The sequence below is a fragment of the Cohnella silvisoli genome (genome assembly GCF_021190915.1).
GTDB classification, from domain to species: domain Bacteria; phylum Bacillota; class Bacilli; order Paenibacillales; family Paenibacillaceae; genus Cohnella; species Cohnella silvisoli.
The window spans coordinates 21641-43311 of the sequence record NZ_JAIOAP010000019.1; the positions used below are offsets into that span (position 1 = coordinate 21641).

Sequence of the window (21671 nt, forward strand, 5' to 3'; positions counted from 1 at the left end):
AATCACCATGACAGAAAACATACGATGCATTCCTATGCGGGTCGTAGCGGCTCCGGATTCGTTCAAAGGAAGCCTATCCGCCAAGGATGCCGCACGGGCAATGGAACGCGGCGTCTTGAGCGCATGTGCGGATGCCGTCGTCGTACGCAAGCCTATCGCGGATGGCGGCGAAGGGACCGTCGACGCCGTGCTGGAAGCGGTTCCGGAAGGCCTGCGTCTCCGCGCTGCCGTATCCGGCCCGCTCAACGCGGCGCTGGAAGCCGAATACGCGATGCTTCCGGACGGGACAGCCGTCTTCGAGTTGGCCGCTGCATCCGGCTTGACGCTCTTACCGGCAGAGGATCTCCGCCCGCTTGAGGCGTCCACGCACGGAACGGGCGAACTGATTCGCGCTGCCTTGGACCGCGGCTGTCGCCAAATCGTGATCGGTCTGGGCGGCAGCGCCACGACTGATGGCGGTACAGGTCTGCTGCGAGCTTTGGGCTGCCGATTTTTGGACGCGTCAGGGGACGAGCTCGGACCGGGCGGAGCAGAGCTGTTGCGGCTTGACCGAATCGACCGGACAGGACTCCATCCCCGGCTGGCCGAGGTAGCCGTCACTCTCTGCTGCGACGTGACGAACCCGCTATGCGGACCGGAAGGCGCGGCAGCCGTCTATGGACCGCAGAAGGGAGCCGACACCAGGCAAGTCGCGCAGCTCGACCATGCGCTGGAGCGCTTCGCCGACGTCCTAGAGGCGACGACCGGCAGCGATGAATACCGCAGCCTGCCCGGAGGGGGCGCAGCCGGAGGCACGGGCGCCGGATTGGCCGCGCTTCTGGGCGCCGCGCTGAAACCCGGCTTCGGCCTGCTGGCGGAGCTGACGAATCTGGAAGCGGCGATCGCCGGCGCCGATCTCGTCCTGACCGGCGAAGGGCGGACGGACAATCAGACGCTGAACGGCAAAGTGCCGGTCGGCGTAGCCCGTCTCGCCCGCCGCTGCGGCGTGCCGGTTGTTGTCCTGAGCGGCGGCATCGGTCCCGGAGCGGAGGGGCTATATGGAGAAAGGATAACCGCTATCTTCGGTCTCCCGGACAAGCCTATGGAGCTTCGTGAAGCGATGAACGGAGCCGAAGCTCTGCTGGAGCGAGCCGCGGGGAACGTCGCGCGTTTGTTCGCGGCAGGCCAGAGCCGTTGAAGCGGCGTCAAGTCCGGACAAAAACGGAAATATCGAGTAAACGTTTTTTCACGCAGTGCAGGTAGCGGTGTTGTCCATAGCAACCGGGCTTCAGTTGGAACTGGATAAGCCGTCACTTATCGAGCTTGGCAAAGCTGCATTGCTATTAGCGTTGAAGTATGGTTTATATCTGACGCCGCCGAATATGGACCACTTATTGTACAATTCCTGCAATTCTAACACGCAGCGAGGAGGTTATTCAGACGATTCGCGAAACTGTGCTTCAAGGTGGAGGGATTTTGCAGTGAACTGTGTAGCTGCGCGGCTGCTGTCAAAACCTCAATGAGAAAGACTGTAGCACTGCCTTTCAGTTTGCGGATTACGATAGCGTTCGATATAGTGACAGCGCCAGTCTAGGACTTTATTTCTTGTCCAAGGCTGTCGCTGTTTGGATTTCTGAGGTCATTCTGCGATTGAAGGGAATCTGAACTTGAATTAGCCTTCTACGACGTTTTCTTACCATTTGTTGGATCATGCGAGAGATTGTGCAAAACAGAGCGCAAGAGAGTACTGGAAATATGCTGAGTGTACGGAAGGTAAACAATAGACACTCCTAATTTGGCGAACTGTTCCTCATAGCTGTTCCAGAGTAGACTTCCCTTCCAATCGTCACCAACTAATGTCACATGAAATCTTCGATCTTCCCAGACCGAATAGCGATTCATTTCGTGTTGCGGAATTACTTCGTTGACGAAGCGAAGGGAACCCACAATCGCCGCCCGCTCAGAGTACGGGATAACGGGGGTTTTGTTTTTGTATCTTAGAGACAGTTCATCAGTCGTAACTCCGACCACGAGCTTATCACAATGCTTACTCGCTTCTTCGAGAAAGGTCAGGTGACCGATGTGAAAGAGATCAAAGACTCCGGCAGTGTAACCGATTACGGTCATAATATTATCCTTTCAGGCCGGTCTTACCACTTATATACATTAAATATCATTTATCAGAACCGGCGCTATTATAAATGTATTTCTTAAAATCTATTGGTTCTTCTAAAACCTCATCTAGTTCCCTTAAAAATAATTGGAAATGCTCGCTCTCGTAATGCTTAATAATTACCTCATCATCCGGTCGGTATTCGATTGTAACAAATTTTCGCGGATCATAGGTCCTCTTGAAAATGTCGTGACAAATGCTGCAATGCGAATTTTCAATGTGCTTGTCAACATTCCGTAAATAATCTTCTTCTCGATACTGCTTAATATGAATTAAAACATTCAGTTCGATCATTTTTACATCTCCCTATGTATGTGCTCATTTTTATAATGGCTGAACTCTAAGGTTCAAATCCTTGTTGGCTAATAAATATTTGGTCCTCAGAAAAATAATATTTTAAACGTTCATAGACCTTACGATAAGCGGAAGGCGTATACCATTCCTCCAAACCAAGTTGTTTATACAAAGCCTCAATACCTAAATTCCGTATACGTCTTCCTCCGCTGCCATCTCCCATATAATAGTCGTCTATGCATACACGATTAACCAGTTGGCTTAACATTTCTGCTTACTTTTCGCTGCTTGGCAACATAGGCGCAATGGTTGCCTGCGTCGGCACACCTGCTTCAGCCAACAATTGAAGGGTTTTTAATCTGGCTGCTATTGGAGGGGCATAGGGCGAAAAATGCCTCCTGATTTCTTCCAGGTCGGTTTCAACTGTCATACTAACACGAACATGCCTTCCTAGTCGCAATAGAAGATCAATATCACGTCGAACAAGGGGACTTCGTGTCTGCACAAACAAAAAATCAGGTGGATCGTACGACATGATTTCTAGTATTGACCGAGTAATTTGTTCTTTGTTCTCTATAGGCTGGTATGGATCGGTGCTCGATGACATGAAGATAGTAATAGGTCCTTTGGTCTTAGCTTTTTGATATTCTTTCTGAAAAACCGATGCAGCCTCTTTCTTGATATCAACCCATGTTCCCCACTCTGCGTCGCGGAATGTGGAGACCGGCATTTGTCGTACATAACAGTAAGAACAAGCAAATGAGCAACCCGTATATGGATTAAGTGAATGACTATACCCCGAAAGAAAGCCGATCCCTTTATTCAAAAGGGTTTTTGGATATTTGTATTTAGGATTAAGTTTCTATTTCGCATCGTGAAAAATAATACCCAAACTGTATCTTGTACCTGTAGTTACAGTATTTACACCGTGTCTAAGCGTCGTTCTATAATAACCACGCGTTCCTAATACGGGACGATGGTTGGTTGGAAAAATTAGACCTTCCCCTTGATTCAAGGTAATGACATGCCCACGGCTTTGCGCCCGTGGTCGCTGCTCTACCAATAAGAATTCACCACCCGTGAAATCCTCTTCTCTTTGATTGAGAGCGAATACGACCTGAAAGGGGAAGAATACTTTCCCATACAAATCCTGATGCAAGCAATTGTATCCCCCTGCTTCATATTTCAGGATCAATGGGGTAGGACGGTTCTGTCCTTCTTGATGACATTGATCGAGGAATTCCTCCAGTGTTGCCGGATAAGAAGCATCGTGACCTAATTGTTCCAGCCAGCGATTCGCTGTTATAGCAAGCTCCGGATACAACCCTTCGCGCAACTGCTGCAACAAAGATGGAAGGGGGGCATTGTAATATTTGTACTCCCCCATCCCAAAGCGATACCGAGCCATGTCGATGGTCGTTCGAAAGAGACCTTCTTCCTCATAAGTGCTGACGATCTCTTGACATTCGGTTTTGTTTAGCAAACTAGGCAGTTTAGCATAACCATGTTCGTCCAGCATTTGCTGGATGAAATTCCAATCCAAATTATCTACGCTTAACGAGAGGCTCTCAGGCATAATGTAAGCCTCCCCCCAGAAGAGCACTGTCTTGTTCCAGTTCCAACAATTTCGTTTTCATCTCCATGCCTCCACGATAGCCGGTTAAAGCCCCGTTTTTACCGATTACGCGATGGCATGGAACCGTAATCAATACAGGATTTGCACCAATAGCAGAGCCTACAGCGCGCACAGCGCTCGGTTTTTGGATCTGATTGGCGATATCCGAATATGATTTCGTTTGTCCGTAAGGGATTTCGCAGAGCGCTTTCCACACGTCGAGTTGAAACGGCGTTCCGTGAAAATCGAATGGGATCGTAAAGCTTTTGCGTTTGCCCTGGAAATATTCGATGAGCTCATTGGCATAGGGCTTCAGTTTCTCGCCATCCTCAATCAATGTACATCCAGGAAAATGGGCTTTTGCCCAATCTGCCAACTCATCCATAGGCATATTTTGAGAACCCACGTAACAAAGGCCATTGGATGTAGCCGCAATATTTATGTTCCAATCCTTATGTGAAAGTTGTGTCCAAAAGATCGGTGAATTATTGTTGTTTCTCATGATCGAAAACCTCCATTTTGGTTTGATTTTGTAATTGGCGGTAGCTTGACGGAGTTTGCCCAGCCATTTTCTTAAATAGGGTTATAAAATAGGGCGTACTTGGCATACCGACGCTTATGCCAACCTCTGAAATAGGCCTATTGGATGATAACAATTGCGCCTTAGCCTTTTCGACCCGTACTTGTTGAATATACTCGACCGGAGTCATATTTTTGACTCTCTTAAATGTTCGATGCAGATGATACGGACTGCCGTGAGAGATAGTTGCGAGAGTTTCCAGGGTCAACGTCTCCATGTAATTCCTGTCGATGTAATCTGTCACCAAAGCCACCCACTCATCATCAGGCAAACGTTGTCCGGTCGGTTTACATCGTTTGCATGGGCGAAATTTGGCGGACAATGCTTGATTGCTGGTTCGAAATAAATCAATGTTTTCTTTTTTTGGTGGCCTGGATTTGCATGAAGGCCGGCAAAAGATACCTGTGGTCTTTACTGCATAGAAGAATTGACCATCGTAAGCAGCGTCATTGTTGATAATGGCTTGCCATTTTTCATCCGTCAAAGTTTCCGGGTTTTGCATGTTGACCGAATCGTCTAGGTTGCGGAATAACTTTTCCGTTTCCTGTTTTGTTTGCTTCTCCAATTCCGTTCACCTCCACGATCAGTATAACCACAACAATAAGCTCTTGTACGTATTCTCGAATATAACAGCATGATAACGAAATTGTTTAATTCCGGTTTGTGTTACAACTAATTTGAGGAAAGTATTGAATTGTAATGCAGCCCGATAGCAGGTTTTATCTACTCAGAGGAGATGTGTGTTTAACCAACTTGATTTTTTGTACAAATGACCAAGTTGAAATGAGGATTTTACATGTGTACAGACGACATTAAGGACAACATAAATCATTCTTCCTACACACTATTAGGCGCTGATCGTCGCCCCTATCAAAGCAGAACCAAGGGAACTTTGGGAGGCTATCGACGAAATAACATTTATGGTCGCCTAGACTGTCCCTCTGCACTTCGGGCCATAGCTATAGGAGGATATGTAAAATATCGCGTATTTTTTGAAAATGAAGAAATAGCTGTAGCCGCAGGATACCGGCCTTGTGCAGTCTGTTTACCGAAACGATATGCTAGCTGGAAAGCGGCACAAACAAAGGAGAGTTGAAGTATATGGGTACATTCCAACGTTTTTCCTCTCCGTTGATGAATGTAGAGATGGTGAAGGAACTGCGGATTATCGGTCCGCCTGAGGCACATACAGACAATGAAATATCAGCTTTAATGAGTCTGATTACGAGCAGTTATCCGCCCATTGAGACGATAGTCATCGGTCACGGACGGGAAATAGCCTCGGTTGAGGCTGCTCAAGTTTTTGCTAGGCACTGGGAAGCCCGCGGAGGAGGCAGCAACACGGGAGGCGTAGTACTGGCTATGGTGAGTTGGCCTGAAGAAGCAGCTTCTTGGCTGCGACCGGCGAACCGATTTACAGAGTTAAAACCGGATGGTTGGATCGTTACTGGAGCTCTTCTGGGTTGGGCGCAAATGAGCCGGCGTTTAAGACACAGTACTAGTTGGGACCCTCGACGAACCTACGGATTTGCATCATTAGCTGATTCTCGAATAATTCGATGTGTCGGAGGAGAAACACTTGAAGGGATGCGCGGTGTATGGTCCGATGGAAACATGTGGCTTATTGAAAATGAGCAGTTGATCTCTTATTCCTCTGATATGAACAAAACATGAAAAAAGAAACTGCATATCAAATGTAAATTATACGTAGAAGGTGACTGAATAATGGCTTTAACAAAAATGCCTCCGATAGAAAAAATTCACGAAGCGTGCAGCGCTATTGCAGATGGAAGGGTAGTAATTGAAGGGAATTCAGCTAAGGTATTTTCATCCGATCATACAAAAACATACACGGTACAATGGGAAGATGAAGTATATTCTTCTAATGATAGTGCATCCTACTGGCAAGGATATCCTGGTTACCCGATCATTGCAGTTTTAATGATTCAAGGTAGACTGTCTTTTCATGCAACAATGGCAGAGCATTTCAAGGGGATCAATTGGAAAAAACTAAATGCCAAACATAAAGCAGACTATGCGGCTGCTGTTTCTGTCATTTTAGAAGAACTTCAGCAGAAAGGTATCGACTGCACTTTGATTCAAGATAAAATTGAAAAAGTGTATGGCGAATTAAAGGAATTAGACATCAAAACGAAAAGAAGCTCAACCCGTCCGCCACAGCCACTCGAAGCTGCACGACAAAGTGAGTAATCCTTCCAATAGGATCGTTTCATAAAAGAAGGTTCGTTCTTGTATCATTGAACAGTGATTTTTTCAAGCAAAAGAGCAGCGAAGGGTGACCTCCCCTCCCGGATCGGAACGGCCTTGAGGTCATCCGCTTACAGGAGTTAAAAACCCTTCAGAAGAAGAGTTTCGTTTGTAGGTATGGTGCGGTCGAGAGGACTCGAACCTCCACGGGTGATTAGCCCACACTGACCTGAATCGCGCACGCTAAAGGGAACCAAGCGGAAATCATGTCCCTTTGGTGGAACCAAAAAACCGCAAAAACCCTATATAATCTAGGGATTCCGGCGTTTCAGACCGCCTTTCCCTAGTGCCATATGGCGTCTCGGGAAATCATCAAAAAGTGAGCAAATTTGGACGTTTGAGAGAACTCGGAGAGAACGACACTTGAATCAGCCCTGCTCCACTACCATCGACAAATTTTAGCTGGAGCAAACAACTGCGCCCTTGGTAGGTACAAATAACGGGGACATATCTACACCTTCGTGTTCAAGCAACTTGATTTTTTTATTGATGCCTCCGGCATACCCTGTCAAGCTGCCATTTGCCCCTACAACTCGATGACAGGGAATAATAATAGAGATGGGATTATGCCCTACTGCTCCGCCAACTGCTTGACTGGACATGCTTGCTTTGCCCATTTGCACAGCCACAGCCTTTGCAATATCGCCATACGTGATATATTCACCGTATGGAATTTCACATAAGATATCCCATACAGCCATACGAAACGCGCCTCCAATGGGGGATAAAGGCAGATCAGAAATGGCAGGTTTCTCACCTGCAAAATATTTGTCTAACCATTTTTTTGCAGCGTCAAATAATGGCATATCGTTATTCTCTATCATTTCGTCGGGTATGGTACCACCGTGATATTTTTGCCCCTCTAACCATAAACCAACAAGGTTGTCACTGTTACATGCAAGCGTAATCGTTCCTACGGGCGACGAATAATTTGTTGAATAATACATTTTATCCTCCTTTACAGCGCGTTCCAAAGATTGATTGTAGCGTAACTGCGCCACGGCCGCCATGCTTCTGCTATTTCTAATAGTTCTTTAGATGTGTAAGTTCCAAGTGCCTTTTTTACGCCAACGTCCGTTTCAAGGAAAGCGTCAGGCCATTCCATCGTATGCATAGCAATATACTGTGCTGTCCAGCTTCCAACACCGCGAATTGTCATCAATTTTTTTATTGCTTCTTCTGGCTGGGCGCTAAGGCCAAAATCAATTTCTCTTTGCACTATTGCCCGTGCTAGATCATAAATAATTCTTGATTGTGCCGCAATCACGCCTAACGGGCCAAGGTGATTTTCAATAGGCCCATCCAAAGCAAGTATATCTTCAGGTGAGGGAAAAACATGGGTCAAGCCCTCTATACCGGTTTGAATTGGCGTACCGTAAGTATTAACAATTCTTGCAGCCAATGTGCTTGCCGCTTTTACGGTGATTTGTTGTCCAAGCACCGCCCGTACCGCCATTTCAAAAGCATTGAAACAACCTGGTAAGCGAATTCCTAACACACAAAGACCGGGACGTATATTGTTCATTGATGAAAGCATTTGATACACCGCGTCTGGGTCACAATATAAATCAAACAGATGACGTACCCGCGCTAAAACTAGCGGCAATACAGGCAGCAAAGTTTCATTCACTGTGACGATCAGCGCATTATTTGAGGATTTGTGACCTACTCGTATCCACCCATATACATGCTTTCCCTCCGCATTTACCAAATGCACCGTACGCATGTATTCACCATTTTTCACTGTATCAACCCCGGCAATTGCACGTCCGGCGAGAAAGTTCAATATTTCTTCCCACCGATAAGGCGGACGGTAACCCAACGCTAAAGTCACGTCGCTATTATGTTTCTTTTCTTTCGAAGTCCGCTTCCGTAATGCTGTGGGCGAAAGGTTATATTGTTTTTTGAAAAGATCATTGAAACGGCGTAAGCTGCCAAAACCAGCGGCCATTGCAACATCAAGTACCGACAAGTCAGTATCTGTAAGTAGGTTTTTAGCAAGAAGCAATCTGCATGTTTGTAGATATTGAACTGGCGACACATTATATTCTGCCGTAAATACGCGCCGCAAATGTCGGTCGGTACATCCAAGCCGTCCAGCAAATTCATCTAAACTTTGTACGTTCCCGCAATTTTCTTCTAGCATTCTGGCTGCTCGGTAAACCAAATTAGCAGTGGCGTCGGTAACTGAACTACCGGGAGCAAGTTCTGGTCTACACAAAAGGCAAGGGCGAAAACCAGCCTGTTCGGCTTCCGCTGCTGTGGAATAAAAAGTACAGTTTTCAGGCTTTGGCTGCTTTGCACGGCACACCGGGCGACAATATATTCCCGTGGACGAAACACCTACAAAAAAGCGCCCATCAAAGCGTGAGTCTTTTGCCTTAAATGCCGCATATAAGCCACTAACATTTTTCAACATTTTTTCGTCTCCCAAACTGACCTTAGCTTAATTATACTATGTCCCCTGAAAGTGTCTGGCTGTTTTCGGACATGTTTTTTGTATAATTGATTTTTGAAAAACACTAATGCGATATTAAAAACGACATCCACGCTTCGTCCTGTGGTTGGATAAGCAGTGATACCCCACTGTTTACAATTACTGCCTACTGCCAAACCTGTAGTAGTCTTTCACACCTTTGTGCTCGATCAGTACATCATCCGACACTACGTCGGCAATCAAGTAGTCGCATTGTTCCTTGGCACGGCGTAATAGGTTCAGTGGCCAATATGGAAGAGATCGTAAGCCCCCGGGGCGTAACCGATGCGGATCATGGCAGCATTCCTTGTCTCGTTTGTAGAATTCAATGAGAAGAAATTACCTTCGAGCTATGTTTTCAACGTTCCGAATCCGGTCTTTGAAATCAACATTTTCTGAGACTACTGCGCTGATAAAACAAAAGAGGCTCGCACCGGGGTTCGTGCGAGCCTCCTCAATCCTCCCATCGGAGAGCGTCTACCTTTCAGCAGGCTGTGTGCAGTTTGGATTAAGCCTTCTTGATCAGGCCGAGCTGCATCATGGCCGTCAGGCCATCATCCAGGCCATTCTCTTCCACGATCAGGCCGTCGACGACTTTCAGCACGGTCTTGCCGGTGAAGTGCATCTTGAGGCCGGTGGCAGCGGGAAGGCCCTCGTAGCCAGGCAGAAGATCGTCCCAAGCCGCACCGGTATGGGTGCCGCCGCCTTCCCACTGGCCGACGACGTAATCGCCTTCGGCGATCAGATCAGCGGTGCCCCAGAAATTGAGATCGGGGAACGCAGCACGAAAGTCGGTCATGAAGGCCTTGATGTCTTCCCGGCCACGGCGCGGCTCGTGTAAAGAATACTGCAGAAGCATATCCGGATGAGCGATCTCGTCGACGACGTCGAGATTGACATCTTTCCCCCAGAATTCGGTGAACCAGCGAACGACGACAGCCTTGTTATCTTCTTCTTTACTCATTGTTTGCCCTCCTGTTAGTTGAATCTTCATTTGATACGTGTAACGTTACATTGAATACGGTATCACACTCGACAATGCATTGCTCGCCGTTTTAGGACATGGTTTTTATACAAATACATTCTATTAGCTTTTTCTCTACTCATGTAGTTACTCCCTAAATTTTACTTCCAATAGCCACTGCCCTACTTTGATATACGTTGTGGAAATTTCTCTAGTTCTTCATAGGCGTGATTATTGGAGCCGACAAAACACAGGCCCGCCTCTGTAGCAGCGATAAATAAATTCCATTCCCCTTGGCTAAGTAGCGTCCAGCTTATCGTTTAATTATTATTCGACATATGAATGATCTCCTCCATTTATTATGATGTCTTCGTTGAAACGTAGACTAAGCAGCATCAAAAAACTCGGGTATCTCGGGTTCATCGAGTATTTCAGGAATTTCAGGGATTTCAATTTCTTCTGGCATTTCAGGTTCATCAGGAATTTCAGGGATTTCAATTTCTTCTGGCATTTCAGGTTCATCAGTTTCATTCCAACATCGTAGAAAAATATGTTGGACAACAAGTGTGTTCGACTGCTTCTCCATTCTTCCTCACCACCGTAATTAGTATATCCCCTAAAAAAGCCTTTGTAGCATTTTGGGGGATATAACAGCAAGATATCGAAAATCAACCGCTCTTAACGTTTCATGTTCCGAATCATCTCTTTGGTATCTGTATCTACGCGGTAAGATTCCACTATTTTTTGTAATGCTTTATTGTAGGTCATATCGTTCAATTTATTGTGATTCAAAAGTGCTTATGTAGGTTCAGGGAGCTTAATAAAAGCGATTGAAATCGCTCATGCAACGGCCATTTTGGCGTAATAGCCCTCATGCCGAACATCGTTCAATATTTGAAGAACCTTATGAAGGTATAATTCATCCAAATAATAATGAAGAAACATCACCACTCCGAAACGAATATGATACTCTTTATCCGTGTCTCATCGACGAAGCGAATAGCACCTACAATAGATGCGCGTTCAGCATATGGAATGATGGGTGTCTTGCCCTTGTAACTTAATGAAAGTTCGTCAGTTGTAACTCCAACAATCAACCTATCGTAGTGTTTGCGCGCTTCTGCAAGTAAATTCAGGTGTCCGATATGAAACATATCAAATACGCCTGCAGTGTTGCCGATAACACATTGTTTTTATCATCCCTCCCACCACATGCTTAGTTCTGGTAATTGCAAGTATATGACCTATTGCTACAACTATGAGGAGTACATCTACGTGAACAAACTTGGAGATCGAATCAGACCGGGATATATCACACAACATTTTCCGATTGTTCTTGAAAAGTACGGGCTTAGGCATATTCGTTTCCACGATCTTCGTCACAGTTGTGCAAGTTTGTTGCTTGCAAATGGGGTCAGCCTGAAAGAAATTCAAGAGTGGTTAGGGCATAGTCACTACTCCACAACGGCTAACATTTATGCCCATTTGGATTACAGCTCCAAGGTTTCGTCGGCGCAAGTCATGAGCAACACATTGCAAATTCCAATCAAACAAAGAGCTCCTGAACCGTCACGAGGACAAGTTCAAGAGCTTGTACATTCTTAGGGTGGTGCGGTCAAGAGGACTCGAACCTCCACGGTATTGCTACCACTGGCACCTGAAGCCAGCGCGTCTGCCAATTCCGCCATGACCGCACATTTTGCCTCAACCTGTACCTCGGATAAAGGAGAGAACTACAGGAGAGAACTTGAAACAGTAAGACCGATAAAACCGCATAACAACAAGGGTTTCGGGGAATTACAACCGACTTTCGCGCAAGTACCTGAATCTAGCGCGTCTGCCAAGAATGGAGCGGACTCCAGGAGAGTATGCCCTTTGCGTGCCGGTTGCTGACGACCGCCTCCCGACCCTGCAGCCGCCGTCTTCGATCCTTCACATCCGGGTAACAATGATTCAGCAAACGTTCCGTTTCCCAATCGCTGAGCGTATCGTCGCTCGTGATGTTCAGCGAAACCGCTCCGCAACCTTCAGCCTCTAGGGAAGCGATGCATGCGCTCGCGGCGTCGCGAATGTCGATATAGCTCCACAAGGTGTGTTTGTGACGTTCGGGATCGGTCACATCGAGCCTATCATATTCTTCCGGCTTATAAATCGTCGAAAACCGAAGGGAAATGACCTGCATGCCGTTCCTGCGGTGAAACATTTCACCGGTCAGTTCGTTCACGATTTTGGAAAGCCCGTAACATTCCTGCGGCTTCTGGGGATGATATTCATCCAACGGGAAATAGTCCGGCGAAAAGCGACTCGGCGCCCACGCGAACCCGTAGGAAGATTCACTGGAGCCCATGACCGCTTTCCGGATTCCCAGCAGGGAGGCGGCTTCTAGTATGTGAAAACCCGAAACGGCGTTGTTGGCGAAAATATGGGCGTTCGTAAAGCCGAGCGGCGCCGGGATCGCTGCCAGATGGATCACCGCATCCGCGCCTTCGAGCGCCCCCGCGACCTGTCCAAAATCGTTCAGGTCGGTTTGGATTTGCCTGCACCCCAGATCGGGGGACACGCGGTTGTCCAAGGAAATGACCCGGTAGTTACGGTTTTGCAGCTCTTGGATCATGTGTCTGCCTAGTTTGCCGCTTCCGCCGGTTACGGCGACGGTTTGCATGAAGAGTCCCACCTTTATGCATCGAGTATTCGTTATGGACGAACAAGCGTCCCGTCGGCTTTGCGGTCCAGTGGATAGGGAGAGTGGTAAGCCGATCGACGCCATTCTTCTCCTAGAAGTCCTTGCGCTTTGATTTCGTCCAACTCGATCCCCAAACCAGGTTTGTCGACGGGGTACAGATACCCGCCTTTTCGGACGATGTGCCCCGGAAACGCTTCGAGCTCCGTCTCCCGGAAATGGTTGATTTCCTGAATCCCGAAATTCCACACGGCCATGTCCAGATGCACGGAGGCCGCCTGATTGACGGGATCGTTCTCCCCGCCCTCCTGCCAAGCCGTCCGGACGCCGAAAGCTTCGCACAAAGCGGCGATTTTGCGGCATGCGCTGATCCCGCCCGCCTTCGACACGCGCACGCGGATGAAATCGATCAGCCGTTCCTGCACGAGCTGCGTCCATTCCTGGGGATTAATGAACAATTCGCCGACCGCTTGAGGCGTCGAACACTGCTGCCGCAATTGCCGGTACCAGCCGATCTGCTCGGGCGGCAGCGCATCTTCCAGGAAAAACAATCCGTACGGTTCCAGTCGCTTGGCAAGCTGGATGGCCTTGATGGGAGAAAGGTGCTCGTGGACGTCATGCGTGAACGGAACGCCGGGACCGAATTCGAGACGCAATTGTTCGAACATGTCCGCGATGGCGTTCACATATGCATGTTCGTCGAACACGGCGTCCAACGCCCAGTCGTTTACGGGCAGATTGGCATGCTCCCGACGAACGAATCCGCCGCCGCCGTATCCGCCTAATTGGCATCGCACGACCGTGTAGCCTTCTTCCAAATAGCGGTGCACGCTTTCCTTCAGCTCCGCGATATCGGATCCCCCCGCATGGCCGTAACAGGGAACCGCCGCGCGGCTAGCTCCGCCGAGCAATTGATAGACGGGCAAACCCGCTTCTTTTCCTTTGATATCCCACAGCGCCATGTCGATACCGCCGATCGCCGTTTGCATGATGCCGCCGTTTCTCCAATAGCCGCTCATGTTCATCGTGTGCCACAGATCCTCGATATTCGCCGGATCTTTGCCGATCAACAGCGGGGCGAACAGCTGCTCGATCACCTGCACGACCGCCTCCGGATTGTACAGATCGGAAGCGGAGCCGAGACCGTATAGCCCGTCCTGGTCCGTCTCTACCTTGACGATCGTCCAGCTGCCGTCCCGCCTTGTCCGAATGCAACGGATTCCCGTAATTTTCGCCATTCAAATCCTCCTGTCAACGATGGAATAACGCTTCAATTCCCCGTGCTCTGATACCGGTCGATGCCGATCCTGAAAAAGGCGAAAGCGAGCGCGAACAATACCGCCCCCAAGATCGGAGTGGCCGTCAATTGCAAAGCCGGAGGCCATGCGGACCGGTCAGGAAACAGAATGCCCTGGGCCGGGATGAAATTGATGAAGGCATAAGGAACGAAGAACAGTAAAACGGCTTGCACGACCTTGTTGTAAATCGGCAAAGGAAACTCGATCAGGCTGCGGATTTCGTAAACGACGAGCTCGTAAACCGACTCCGACTTGATAAACCAGAAAGACAGGCTTCCGCAAAATAGCATGAACGCGCCGTAAATAAGCGCTCCGCCCGCGACGATGGACAGAAAGACGACCGCGCTCCCCGCATTGACCGGCAAATCGAGCCGATTCACGCTGTAAACGAGCATTCCGATCGACAGAACGAGCCCGAACAAATGCCCGTGGGAAAACTGACGCATGATCAAATGGGCGAGCGGATTCAAGGGACGGGTCAAATAGGAATCGAAATGGCCGGTTCTGACCAGTTCCTGCAAATCTTTGGTCGGATTCCAGATGATCATGCCGCTGATCAGGAAAGGCAAATAGCCGAGATTGTACAAAAAGAGAAGATGGTCGAAGTCCCACCCCGCAAGGTTGCCGAACCGCTGCAGCATGATCCATAGCAGCACCATGTTCACGACGGGCCACACGGAATTGAGCACCAGATCCATGAAAACGAATATATGATCATACTCGATCTTGGACTTTAAATAGACGCCGATGAATCGCATATACAACCGGATTCCCTGCATGCTATCCCCCTTGTATGACCAGTTTTTTCACGGCTTTGCCCCATATCCATCTCAGCAGAAGAGCGAGCAATGCGATCCAAGCGAACTGCATGGCTACCAAGACCATTTCCTCTTCGATCGTTCGTTTACCGAGGTAAACGGAGATCGGACCATAGAAAACGAGCGGAAACGGCAGCAGACTCACGGTCTTGGAGAGAGCGCCCGGGAAAAACCATAACGGGACTAACGAGCCGGAGAACAGGGTCATGACGAGATGGAAAAGCGAATTCGTATGCCAGTTCACCATGTACCAGAAAGCGATCAGTCCGCAAATAAACGACATCAGGTAATAGAGCACGATTCCGTTCAACAGGCAAACGGCGAAGAAAACGAAGTCGGGTGCGGCCGGCGGCACGATTCCGTAGATAACCGCCCCGAAAGCGAGAACGGGAAGCAGCTGGAATACGACGCGAAACAACGCCAATCCGCCCGATTCGGAAAACAAATATCTCGCTAAATGAATGGGCTTGATCAAATCCATGGCGATTTCGCCCGTTTTGATTTTTTCGCCCAATTTCCAGATCATCTGGTTGTTGATGAGAAGGAAAACGCAGGAACTCAGGATGGCATAGGTCAGCATGTCCCGGATGGAAATCTGGCCTGCTGTCGACGCGTGTTCGGCATTGCCCCGGTATAAGGCGAGCCAGATGGAGGTTTGAATCAAAATGCCGAATAGGCTGGAAACGGTTTGCGCGATCATTTCCAAACGGTAGGCGGCAGCGCTCTGGAAAGATCGCTTGAAGATCTCCCAATAGAGCCTCATCCCGATCCCGTCTCCTTTTCCGGTCGTTTGAACGTGCTGTATAAGTTCCGGATCACCTCATCGATGTCGGTTTGCCGGATTTGCACGTCCAGGAGCCGTCCATTCCGGATAAACCAGGCGATGCAATCCGCCGTGCTGTCTTTCTCCGGCACGATTCGAACATGGCATTTGCGGCCTTCTTGCGTAAAATCGTCCTGGAACCGCGTTCGCAGCAGATTCTCGGGCATTTCGCTATCCGTTTCGACGGTCACCACGTCGTGTCTTGAATAATGGCGTTTTAAATATTCCAGATCGCCGTCGTACATCAGGGATCCTTGATCGATGACCAGAACGCGCGAGCAGAGCTTATCCAGATCGGACGTATCGTGAGTCGTCAGAATAACCGTCGTTTCGCGCGTCCGGTTCACTTCCTTGATAAAACCCCGCACGCGCTCCTTCACATCCACATCCAGTCCGATCGTAGGCTCATCCAGATAGAGAATTTCGGGATTATGCAGAAGCGCCGCACACAAGTCCGCGCGCATGCGTTGGCCCAGACTGAGCTGCCGGACAGGGACGTTCACGAATTCGTCGATGCCCAAAATCTCCGTGAAAATCCGGATGTTTTCCTCGAATTGCCGCTGGGGGATTTTATACATGTATTGCATGAGCCGGAACGTTTCCATGACGGGAATGTCCCACCACAATTGGGTCCGCTGGCCGAACACGACGCCGATTTTCCGCGAATTTTCCAATCGGTTCTTGTAAGGAACCAGCCCTCCGATTTCAATGCTGCCGGAAGTGGGAACCAGAATCCCGACCATCATCTTGATCGTCGTCGACTTGCCCGCTCCGTTCGGACCGATGTATCCGACGATTTCTCCCTTATCGATTTGAAAATCGACTTCCTTGACCGCATCTTTCCATTCATGCCGTGGAAACGCGAAATCTTTGAACGCGCTCATCTTCCCCGATCTTCTGATTTGCCGCTTGAACCGTTTGGTCAACGATTGAACCCGTATGATGGACAATTCCCGCACCTCGACGATTGGATTAGAAAAACGTTTTCAGCGTTGAATTTATAACGCCTTCTTTCGAATTTTCTCCAGCTCTTTAAGCAGCTTTTGTTTCGCTTTGCCTTCCGGCAGCAGCTGGACGAAGTTCGCAGCCGCATCGACTCTCGTCATATCGGATTGTTTCTTGACCGATTCAACCGCCGTTTCCGCGGATTCCTCCAACAGTTCCGTGAAACTCCCTTTCAGCAAATACATGTCGCCGAAAAGCGCGGCGTCTTTGCCGGTGCCGATACCGCCGTTATATTCCATGAAACCGGACCGTCCCGCTCCGTCGTTTTCATTCATCAGCAGCGTGAACCCGATGGGGTCTCCGGGAGCTTTCGCGTAACCCGGTCCATGGAGCTGATCGATCGGAATCGTCAAATCGTAGACGGTCTGTCCTTTCGTTTCGTCGCGGGTGATATTCGCCTTCGCGCCGGTCAATGCGCCTGTCGCCAAGCCGTCCGGCGCCCGCCAGCGCCATTGCGTGACCCCTCCTTGACCGTTAAGCCCGAACCCGAGCTCGCTGACGTTTCGGCTGGACGATCCGTCTTTGCGGGACCAATCGATGCCGAGCTGGATGCTGTCGCCCTGCCAGATATCCCCGTTCGACCAGGTCTGATGGTGAACGTCGTCATGAACGACGACCGATACATACAGATTCTTGTCGTCCCAACTGACATTGGAGGACGAGCTAAGATCGTCGGCGCCTTTCCATTTCCCGCCCAAACTGAAATATTGGTCCGCACGCGACAGGTCAATGGCGGGAGCATCGGATGGTTTCGCACCGAATCGGGAAGCAAACGATTGCCCCAGCTTGACGGAAGCGGTATACGTGACCCCGCCGTCCAGCGTTACCCTGTATTGGAGCGTGTCGCTTGCCAAATACGGAAGTTCGATCGTAACGCTTTGTCCGAGACCGATCCCCCGGAACCGGATCGGGGTCAATTTCCCCGCGTAGCCTTCCGGCTGAAGCAATTGGATGACGCCGCTAACGGGTTGATCGCCCGCGGTATTCTTGAGAAGCAGCTTGAGATTCGTTTTTTCCGGGTCGGCCTCGTTGAACGCGCTTTTCGACAGCTCCAGCGACACGGGCACGATGTCGGTACCCGTCACTTTGCCCGGCGCCTCGTTGACGAACTGCATACCTCCCCTGAACAGGTTATTGGCGACAACCATTCGCTCAATCCCCGAGCCTGCATAAACGTGCGTCGTGCCGGCTTGCTGGAAGTACGAATCATACAAGGTGATGTCGCCTCCCAAAGCGTTAATGCCGCGAACGCCCACGGTCGTGAAATTACTTTGCTTTTGCCGGCCTGGATATCGAAAGAGCGCGTCGTGTCTCCCCACATCGAAGTATTGAAGAATGACGCCTTCGAGTTGTAGGAATCCGCAACCGTCACATAAACTTTGTCCGAGGTGCTGAGGGACACCAGTTCGGTGTTAATGAACGACAATCCGTCCGGTCCCGCGCTCTCCAGGTATGCCCCTTTTTTGCTGCCGTCCGTTCCGTGTCCGATGATGACCGCTTCGGGTCCGCTGCCTCCTTGGGACGCGAAATGAATGCCGTACTGGGAACCGTAGACGAACGTGTTGAATACCGTTTCGCCCGTGACATGCCCGATATGGAAGGCATCCAGGTTTTCCTTCTGATAGTTCCATACCTGGTTGAAATCGGCATCCGTCGAGGGATGGTTCGGGTAATTGTTTCTTCCGTAATAATGCGGATTAAACTGCACGTTTCTCATGAAACCTCCGGCAGCTCCTCCCCCGAGGAAAATCCCTTCCTTCAAGGGCGACCCGGCGACATAATCGATATAATGACCGCTCGTGTCATGGCTTCCAAAATCGATGCCCCGGTACGGATTGATCAGGGTCGTATCGATGGCATAGACGTCATGGCCTTTTCCCTGGATCGTCCAAGGATACGGCTTCACCTGGTACCAGTCCTGCTTGTCGTAGTAAACGGATAAGCCCCGTATTCCCGCGGATGCTTCCAGGGAAATTAACGGAGTCGCGTTCTCGTCGTTCACGCCGTAGTTCGTGAACAGGACCGTTCCGCCTCCGATCGTATGGTGCGGTATGTCCCATGAGCCCCGCAGCTCCACGCCGGACGGTACCATGAGCGGCTGTTCGATCCCGTATATGCCGGTCGGCAAGTAAACCGTTCCGCCCCCCGCTGCGCCGGCGTCGTTCAGCGCTTGCTGCACGGTGGAGGACACGTCGGCATTTCCGTTCTTGTCGGCAAGATAGGGTGCGGCCGTAACGTCGAACAAACGGGCCGCTGCCGGTTTGGGCCTGACCGGTTTATCCAGCGGCGGGATGGACGGCAACCGTTCCAGCTGATACATGGCGTCTTGATGGATATCCAGCTCCGCCGAGACGCTTTGATCGTCAACCTTGAGCGTGCCCTGATATCCGGAGTTGACGGATTTCACCGTCTGCACGTCGTTTTTAAGAAGCATATGCCGCTCCGGCTTGGCGAACGCCGTTTGGCCGAGGATGACGGAACCGCCTTCCGCCGCGATCGCATAGCCGCCGGCTTGATCGTTCCAATTGTCGAAGGTGCTGTTCTCGAATGACAAGACGCCGCTTCCTTCATTGACGACCGCATGAAGCGGATTGCCGCCCACGGTCACCGTATTGAACTGGGCGATCGAATGGAAGCCGGAAGTCGCATAGATCGCTTTCGGCGCTTCTCCGACGCCGGCCTTGAACGTGCTGTTCGACACGAGCAAGCCGAAATCGTTGACGCCTTCGATTTTGAGCGCCACGTTGCAATCTTCCACCCGGATGTTAAACAGCTGAGCATTGGCGGTTTCCAGGGAGCCGGTTCGGGTCGTTACCCGCAACCCCGTCCGGAATCCCGATATCGAGATGTCCGACATGTATTCCCAGTCGGAGCGGCCCATCACGATGCCTTCGGCATGCGTCGTCATATAGCCGAACAGAGCGTCCATCCCGGGGGAACCGGGCAAGCCGGAATTTGCCCAGTATGCCGGCGAAAGTTTCACTTGCTCCAACCTTCCGATATCGGTCGTATAATCCAGGAAAATTCCCGTTTTCAGCGCCGTTCCGAAAACTTGATCCACATAGTGAAGTTCATTCCAGACAGGTCCGATTTTGATGCCGTTGTAGGAGTTGACGAGCGTGACGTTCTTCACCGTGGCACTGTCGCCCGACAGCTGTTCGATCGTCCACGGGTAAGCCGCCGGCTGATCCAGCGATTGTTCCGGATACCAGACCGACAGATGCGTGACGCCGCTGGAAGGCTGCATCTGGATAAAGCTCGTATCGTTTTCGTTCCCGCGCCCGGCATACGCTTCCAGAATCGTGCCGGCAACGCCGCCGTTCTCCGGCGATCTCCAATCGCCTCGTAAAGTAACGCCCGTCGGAATGATCAGATTTCCCGAGATTTTATAGCGTCCCGAAGGAACGAAGACCACTCCGCCGCCGGCATTGCCAGCCGCATCGAGCGCATCCTGGACGGCTTGCGTATCATCCGAGGCGCCGTCTCCCTTAGCGCCGAAATCTTTGGCGTTGTAATTGGCGATCGCGATGTCGTCCGTCGGATATTGCGTTTGGACGACGGTTGTCCGGGGCGCAACATCAAGCTTCAGTTTCTTGTTCACCGTAACGGAAGCGAGGATCAAATCCGGCGTATTGGCAGGAGCTCCTGCTCCCTCCACCCCGACACGGAAATCGGCACCGTTCGTCCGGTTGGCGAACTTCGCGTCGCTGAGCTTGAATGTGTACGACTTCCATTCGCCCGTATTTTTATAAGTAAATAAAGGCGCATCCTTAAAGGGAGCGGAGTCCGAGTCGTATTGCAGCACGATGCATCCGTCGCCCTGATCGAGATACTCGACCGTGACGAATACGTCCTGAGTCGAATTGTCAAACAGATAGCCGTCATCTACATTCATGTACAAATAGGCCGTCCCTGCGGACTTTTTCGTCTGCCAATAGGATTTCCCGTTGATGACGCCGGTCTGCAGACCATCCGGATTGTCGCCGGCCCTGGGGGAAATCCCGTTTTCCACGGATGAAGCGCCAAGCGTGACGCTGACCTTGTTCGAAGCGCCGGGTTTCAGGCTTTTCGTGACGGTTACGGAAGCCAACTTCAAGTCCGCGTTCGTCTGCCAGCTCGCGCCGCCCCCTTCGATGCCGAGCCGGAAATCCCCTCCGTTCGTGCGGTTCGCGAACTTGGCGTCCTTCAGGCTGAACGAATGCGTTTTCCATGTTTTCGTGTCCGAGTAGGTAAACAAGGGCGCATCCTTAAACGCGGCCGACTGGGCGTCGTACTGAAGAACCATGCTCCCGTTACCCTCGTCGTAATAATCGACGGACACTTGCACATCGTAGCTCGGATCGTCGAATAGATAAGCATCATCCACATTGAAATAGAAATACAGGATTCTCGAGCCTTCCGTTTTGTTCGTTTGCCAGTAGGTTTTTCCGTCTACCGATCCCGTAATGAGCCCCGTTGCGTCGTCGCCCGCCCTAGCGGAAATCCCGTTTTCCGCCGGGGTTTGCCCAAGCGTGATGCTGACGCTCCCAGATGGATCGACGGCATTCACGGTCAAAGAACCGAACCCGGAACCCATCAGCAACACAGCCAAAAAAGCAGCTATTACAAAACGAAACCTTGCGCGCAGCCGACCGGCATACTTCATCATCATTACCCTCCAGTGCTGAATTGGTTTATGGCGGAGGAGAAGCCTTCCTT

Annotated in this window: 22 protein-coding genes, 1 tRNA gene and 1 pseudogene; 5 read left to right on the forward strand and 19 right to left on the reverse strand. The window is 50.3% G+C overall.

What is annotated here, in order from left to right:
• The first annotated feature begins 7 nt into the window (after window positions 1-7).
• Window positions 8-1177: a glycerate kinase gene (locus K7P76_RS27590; protein WP_232189305.1), complete on the forward strand. Its 1170-nt coding sequence runs from the start codon at window positions 8-10 to the stop codon at window positions 1175-1177.
• Between the two features lie 482 nt (window positions 1178-1659).
• Here the strand turns inward: K7P76_RS27590 and K7P76_RS27595 are convergent, their stop codons facing one another.
• From K7P76_RS27595 to K7P76_RS27620, 6 genes and pseudogenes are all read right to left on the reverse strand, one after another.
• Window positions 1660-2106: an FAD synthase family protein gene (locus K7P76_RS27595; RefSeq protein ID WP_232189306.1), complete on the reverse strand. Its 447-nt coding sequence runs from the start codon at window positions 2104-2106 to the stop codon at window positions 1660-1662.
• Window positions 2107-2152: 46 nt separating this feature from the next.
• On the reverse strand, window positions 2153-2446 hold the full coding sequence (locus K7P76_RS27600) for a putative quinol monooxygenase (RefSeq protein ID WP_232189307.1): 294 nt from the start codon (window positions 2444-2446) through the stop codon (window positions 2153-2155).
• Window positions 2447-2492: 46 nt separating this feature from the next.
• Window positions 2493-3272 (reverse strand): annotated as a pseudogene (locus K7P76_RS27605) (SPL family radical SAM protein).
• 36 nt (window positions 3273-3308) lie between these two features.
• Window positions 3309-4022 carry a 2OG-Fe(II) oxygenase gene (locus K7P76_RS27610; RefSeq protein ID WP_232189308.1) on the reverse strand — a complete coding sequence of 238 codons (714 nt, stop codon included), beginning with the start codon at window positions 4020-4022 and terminating at the stop codon, window positions 3309-3311.
• Window positions 4015-4563: a methylated-DNA--[protein]-cysteine S-methyltransferase gene (locus K7P76_RS27615; RefSeq protein ID WP_232189309.1), complete on the reverse strand. Its 549-nt coding sequence runs from the start codon at window positions 4561-4563 to the stop codon at window positions 4015-4017. Before K7P76_RS27615 ends, K7P76_RS27610 begins: the two co-directional genes overlap by 8 nt.
• Window positions 4547-5143: a bifunctional transcriptional activator/DNA repair enzyme AdaA gene (locus K7P76_RS27620; RefSeq protein WP_232189423.1), complete on the reverse strand. Its 597-nt coding sequence runs from the start codon at window positions 5141-5143 to the stop codon at window positions 4547-4549. The genes K7P76_RS27615 and K7P76_RS27620 overlap by 17 nt, the downstream gene beginning before the upstream one ends.
• 294 nt (window positions 5144-5437) lie before the next feature.
• Between K7P76_RS27620 and K7P76_RS27625 the strand changes: the two genes are divergently transcribed.
• From K7P76_RS27625 to K7P76_RS27635, 3 genes are read left to right on the forward strand one after another with little or no spacing between them, the layout of a single operon-like run.
• Complete coding sequence (locus K7P76_RS27625) at window positions 5438-5737, forward strand: Ada metal-binding domain-containing protein (protein WP_232189310.1); 300 nt, start codon at window positions 5438-5440, stop codon at window positions 5735-5737.
• A gap of 5 nt (window positions 5738-5742) precedes the next feature.
• Window positions 5743-6315 carry a type 1 periplasmic-binding domain-containing protein gene (locus K7P76_RS27630; RefSeq protein WP_232189311.1) on the forward strand — a complete coding sequence of 191 codons (573 nt, stop codon included), beginning with the start codon at window positions 5743-5745 and terminating at the stop codon, window positions 6313-6315.
• 51 nt (window positions 6316-6366) lie between these two features.
• Window positions 6367-6852 (forward strand): UCP014422 family protein, encoded by a 486-nt coding sequence (locus K7P76_RS27635; RefSeq protein ID WP_232189312.1) that lies wholly within the window; start codon window positions 6367-6369, stop codon window positions 6850-6852.
• A gap of 455 nt (window positions 6853-7307) precedes the next feature.
• Here K7P76_RS27635 and K7P76_RS27640 read toward each other — a convergent pair whose 3' ends face one another.
• From K7P76_RS27640 to K7P76_RS27660, 5 genes are all read right to left on the reverse strand, one after another.
• The gene (locus K7P76_RS27640) at window positions 7308-7910 is read right to left on the reverse strand and encodes a methylated-DNA--[protein]-cysteine S-methyltransferase (protein ID WP_444880220.1); all 603 of its coding nucleotides are present in this window, start codon (window positions 7908-7910) and stop codon (window positions 7308-7310) included.
• Window positions 7868-9328, reverse strand: coding sequence for a DNA-3-methyladenine glycosylase 2 (locus K7P76_RS27645; protein WP_232189314.1), 1461 nt, complete (start codon window positions 9326-9328; stop codon window positions 7868-7870). Before K7P76_RS27645 ends, K7P76_RS27640 begins: the two co-directional genes overlap by 43 nt.
• A 565-nt stretch (window positions 9329-9893) precedes the next feature.
• Window positions 9894-10349 (reverse strand): ester cyclase, encoded by a 456-nt coding sequence (locus tag K7P76_RS27650; RefSeq protein WP_232189315.1) that lies wholly within the window; start codon window positions 10347-10349, stop codon window positions 9894-9896.
• A 385-nt stretch (window positions 10350-10734) separates the two neighbouring features.
• A complete protein-coding gene (locus tag K7P76_RS27655) occupies window positions 10735-10935 on the reverse strand; it encodes a hypothetical protein (protein WP_232189316.1) in 201 nt (66 codons plus the stop codon).
• A 358-nt stretch (window positions 10936-11293) separates the two neighbouring features.
• Complete coding sequence (locus tag K7P76_RS27660; protein ID WP_232189317.1) at window positions 11294-11503, reverse strand: adenylyltransferase/cytidyltransferase family protein; 210 nt, start codon at window positions 11501-11503, stop codon at window positions 11294-11296.
• A 58-nt stretch (window positions 11504-11561) separates the two neighbouring features.
• Between K7P76_RS27660 and K7P76_RS27665 the strand changes: the two genes are divergently transcribed.
• Window positions 11562-11954, forward strand: a complete 393-nt coding sequence (locus tag K7P76_RS27665; protein WP_349403230.1) for a site-specific integrase — start codon at window positions 11562-11564, stop codon at window positions 11952-11954.
• A gap of 2 nt (window positions 11955-11956) precedes the next feature.
• On the opposite strand, the gene K7P76_RS27670 is transcribed toward K7P76_RS27665, so the two are convergent.
• The 8 genes from K7P76_RS27670 to K7P76_RS27705 form a co-directional block, all read right to left on the reverse strand.
• A tRNA-Leu gene (locus K7P76_RS27670) sits at window positions 11957-12043 on the reverse strand.
• Window positions 12044-12177: 134 nt separating this feature from the next.
• Window positions 12178-13011, reverse strand: a complete 834-nt coding sequence (locus K7P76_RS27675; protein ID WP_232189319.1) for an NAD-dependent epimerase/dehydratase family protein — start codon at window positions 13009-13011, stop codon at window positions 12178-12180.
• Window positions 13012-13043: 32 nt separating this feature from the next.
• The gene (locus K7P76_RS27680) at window positions 13044-14267 is read right to left on the reverse strand and encodes an enolase C-terminal domain-like protein (RefSeq protein WP_232189320.1); all 1224 of its coding nucleotides are present in this window, start codon (window positions 14265-14267) and stop codon (window positions 13044-13046) included.
• A gap of 32 nt (window positions 14268-14299) precedes the next feature.
• Complete coding sequence (locus K7P76_RS27685; RefSeq protein WP_232189321.1) at window positions 14300-15106, reverse strand: ABC transporter permease; 807 nt, start codon at window positions 15104-15106, stop codon at window positions 14300-14302.
• Window position 15107: 1 nt separating this feature from the next.
• Window positions 15108-15908, reverse strand: coding sequence for an ABC transporter permease (locus tag K7P76_RS27690; protein WP_232189322.1), 801 nt, complete (start codon window positions 15906-15908; stop codon window positions 15108-15110).
• Window positions 15905-16918: an ABC transporter ATP-binding protein gene (locus K7P76_RS27695; protein ID WP_232189323.1), complete on the reverse strand. Its 1014-nt coding sequence runs from the start codon at window positions 16916-16918 to the stop codon at window positions 15905-15907. Before K7P76_RS27695 ends, K7P76_RS27690 begins: the two co-directional genes overlap by 4 nt.
• A gap of 48 nt (window positions 16919-16966) precedes the next feature.
• Complete coding sequence (locus K7P76_RS27700) at window positions 16967-18121, reverse strand: sugar-binding protein (RefSeq protein ID WP_309244804.1); 1155 nt, start codon at window positions 18119-18121, stop codon at window positions 16967-16969.
• Window positions 18055-21624 carry a glycosyl hydrolase family 28-related protein gene (locus K7P76_RS27705; protein ID WP_232189324.1) on the reverse strand — a complete coding sequence of 1190 codons (3570 nt, stop codon included), beginning with the start codon at window positions 21622-21624 and terminating at the stop codon, window positions 18055-18057. Before K7P76_RS27705 ends, K7P76_RS27700 begins: the two co-directional genes overlap by 67 nt.
• Between the last annotated feature and the right edge of the window lie 47 nt (window positions 21625-21671).

Excerpts from the sequence above, each read along its gene's own strand:
- K7P76_RS27645 (WP_232189314.1), bottom strand. The coding sequence starts at position 9,328 with ATGTTGAAAAATGTTAGTGGCTTATATGCGGCATTTAAGGCAAAAGAC.
- K7P76_RS27600 (WP_232189307.1), bottom strand. The coding sequence starts at position 2,446 with ATGATCGAACTGAATGTTTTAATTCATATTAAGCAGTATCGAGAAGAA.
- K7P76_RS27660 (WP_232189317.1), bottom strand. The coding sequence starts at position 11,503 with ATGTTTCATATCGGACACCTGAATTTACTTGCAGAAGCGCGCAAACAC.
- K7P76_RS27590 (WP_232189305.1), top strand. The coding sequence starts at position 8 with ATGACAGAAAACATACGATGCATTCCTATGCGGGTCGTAGCGGCTCCG.
- K7P76_RS27615 (WP_232189309.1), bottom strand. The coding sequence starts at position 4,563 with ATGAGAAACAACAATAATTCACCGATCTTTTGGACACAACTTTCACAT.
- K7P76_RS27675 (WP_232189319.1), bottom strand. The coding sequence starts at position 13,011 with ATGCAAACCGTCGCCGTAACCGGCGGAAGCGGCAAACTAGGCAGACAC.
- K7P76_RS27705 (WP_232189324.1), bottom strand. The coding sequence starts at position 21,624 with ATGATGATGAAGTATGCCGGTCGGCTGCGCGCAAGGTTTCGTTTTGTA.
- K7P76_RS27700 (WP_309244804.1), bottom strand. The coding sequence starts at position 18,121 with ATGGTTGTCGCCAATAACCTGTTCAGGGGAGGTATGCAGTTCGTCAAC.
- K7P76_RS27625 (WP_232189310.1), top strand. The coding sequence starts at position 5,438 with ATGTGTACAGACGACATTAAGGACAACATAAATCATTCTTCCTACACA.
- K7P76_RS27635 (WP_232189312.1), top strand. The coding sequence starts at position 6,367 with ATGGCTTTAACAAAAATGCCTCCGATAGAAAAAATTCACGAAGCGTGC.
- K7P76_RS27685 (WP_232189321.1), bottom strand. The coding sequence starts at position 15,106 with ATGCAGGGAATCCGGTTGTATATGCGATTCATCGGCGTCTATTTAAAG.
- K7P76_RS27630 (WP_232189311.1), top strand. The coding sequence starts at position 5,743 with ATGGGTACATTCCAACGTTTTTCCTCTCCGTTGATGAATGTAGAGATG.
- K7P76_RS27680 (WP_232189320.1), bottom strand. The coding sequence starts at position 14,267 with ATGGCGAAAATTACGGGAATCCGTTGCATTCGGACAAGGCGGGACGGC.
- K7P76_RS27620 (WP_232189423.1), bottom strand. The coding sequence starts at position 5,143 with ATGCAAAACCCGGAAACTTTGACGGATGAAAAATGGCAAGCCATTATC.
- K7P76_RS27655 (WP_232189316.1), bottom strand. The coding sequence starts at position 10,935 with ATGGAGAAGCAGTCGAACACACTTGTTGTCCAACATATTTTTCTACGA.
- K7P76_RS27665 (WP_349403230.1), top strand. The coding sequence starts at position 11,562 with ATGCTTAGTTCTGGTAATTGCAAGTATATGACCTATTGCTACAACTAT.
- K7P76_RS27650 (WP_232189315.1), bottom strand. The coding sequence starts at position 10,349 with ATGAGTAAAGAAGAAGATAACAAGGCTGTCGTCGTTCGCTGGTTCACC.
- K7P76_RS27690 (WP_232189322.1), bottom strand. The coding sequence starts at position 15,908 with ATGAGGCTCTATTGGGAGATCTTCAAGCGATCTTTCCAGAGCGCTGCC.
- K7P76_RS27610 (WP_232189308.1), bottom strand. The coding sequence starts at position 4,022 with ATGCCTGAGAGCCTCTCGTTAAGCGTAGATAATTTGGATTGGAATTTC.
- K7P76_RS27595 (WP_232189306.1), bottom strand. The coding sequence starts at position 2,106 with ATGACCGTAATCGGTTACACTGCCGGAGTCTTTGATCTCTTTCACATC.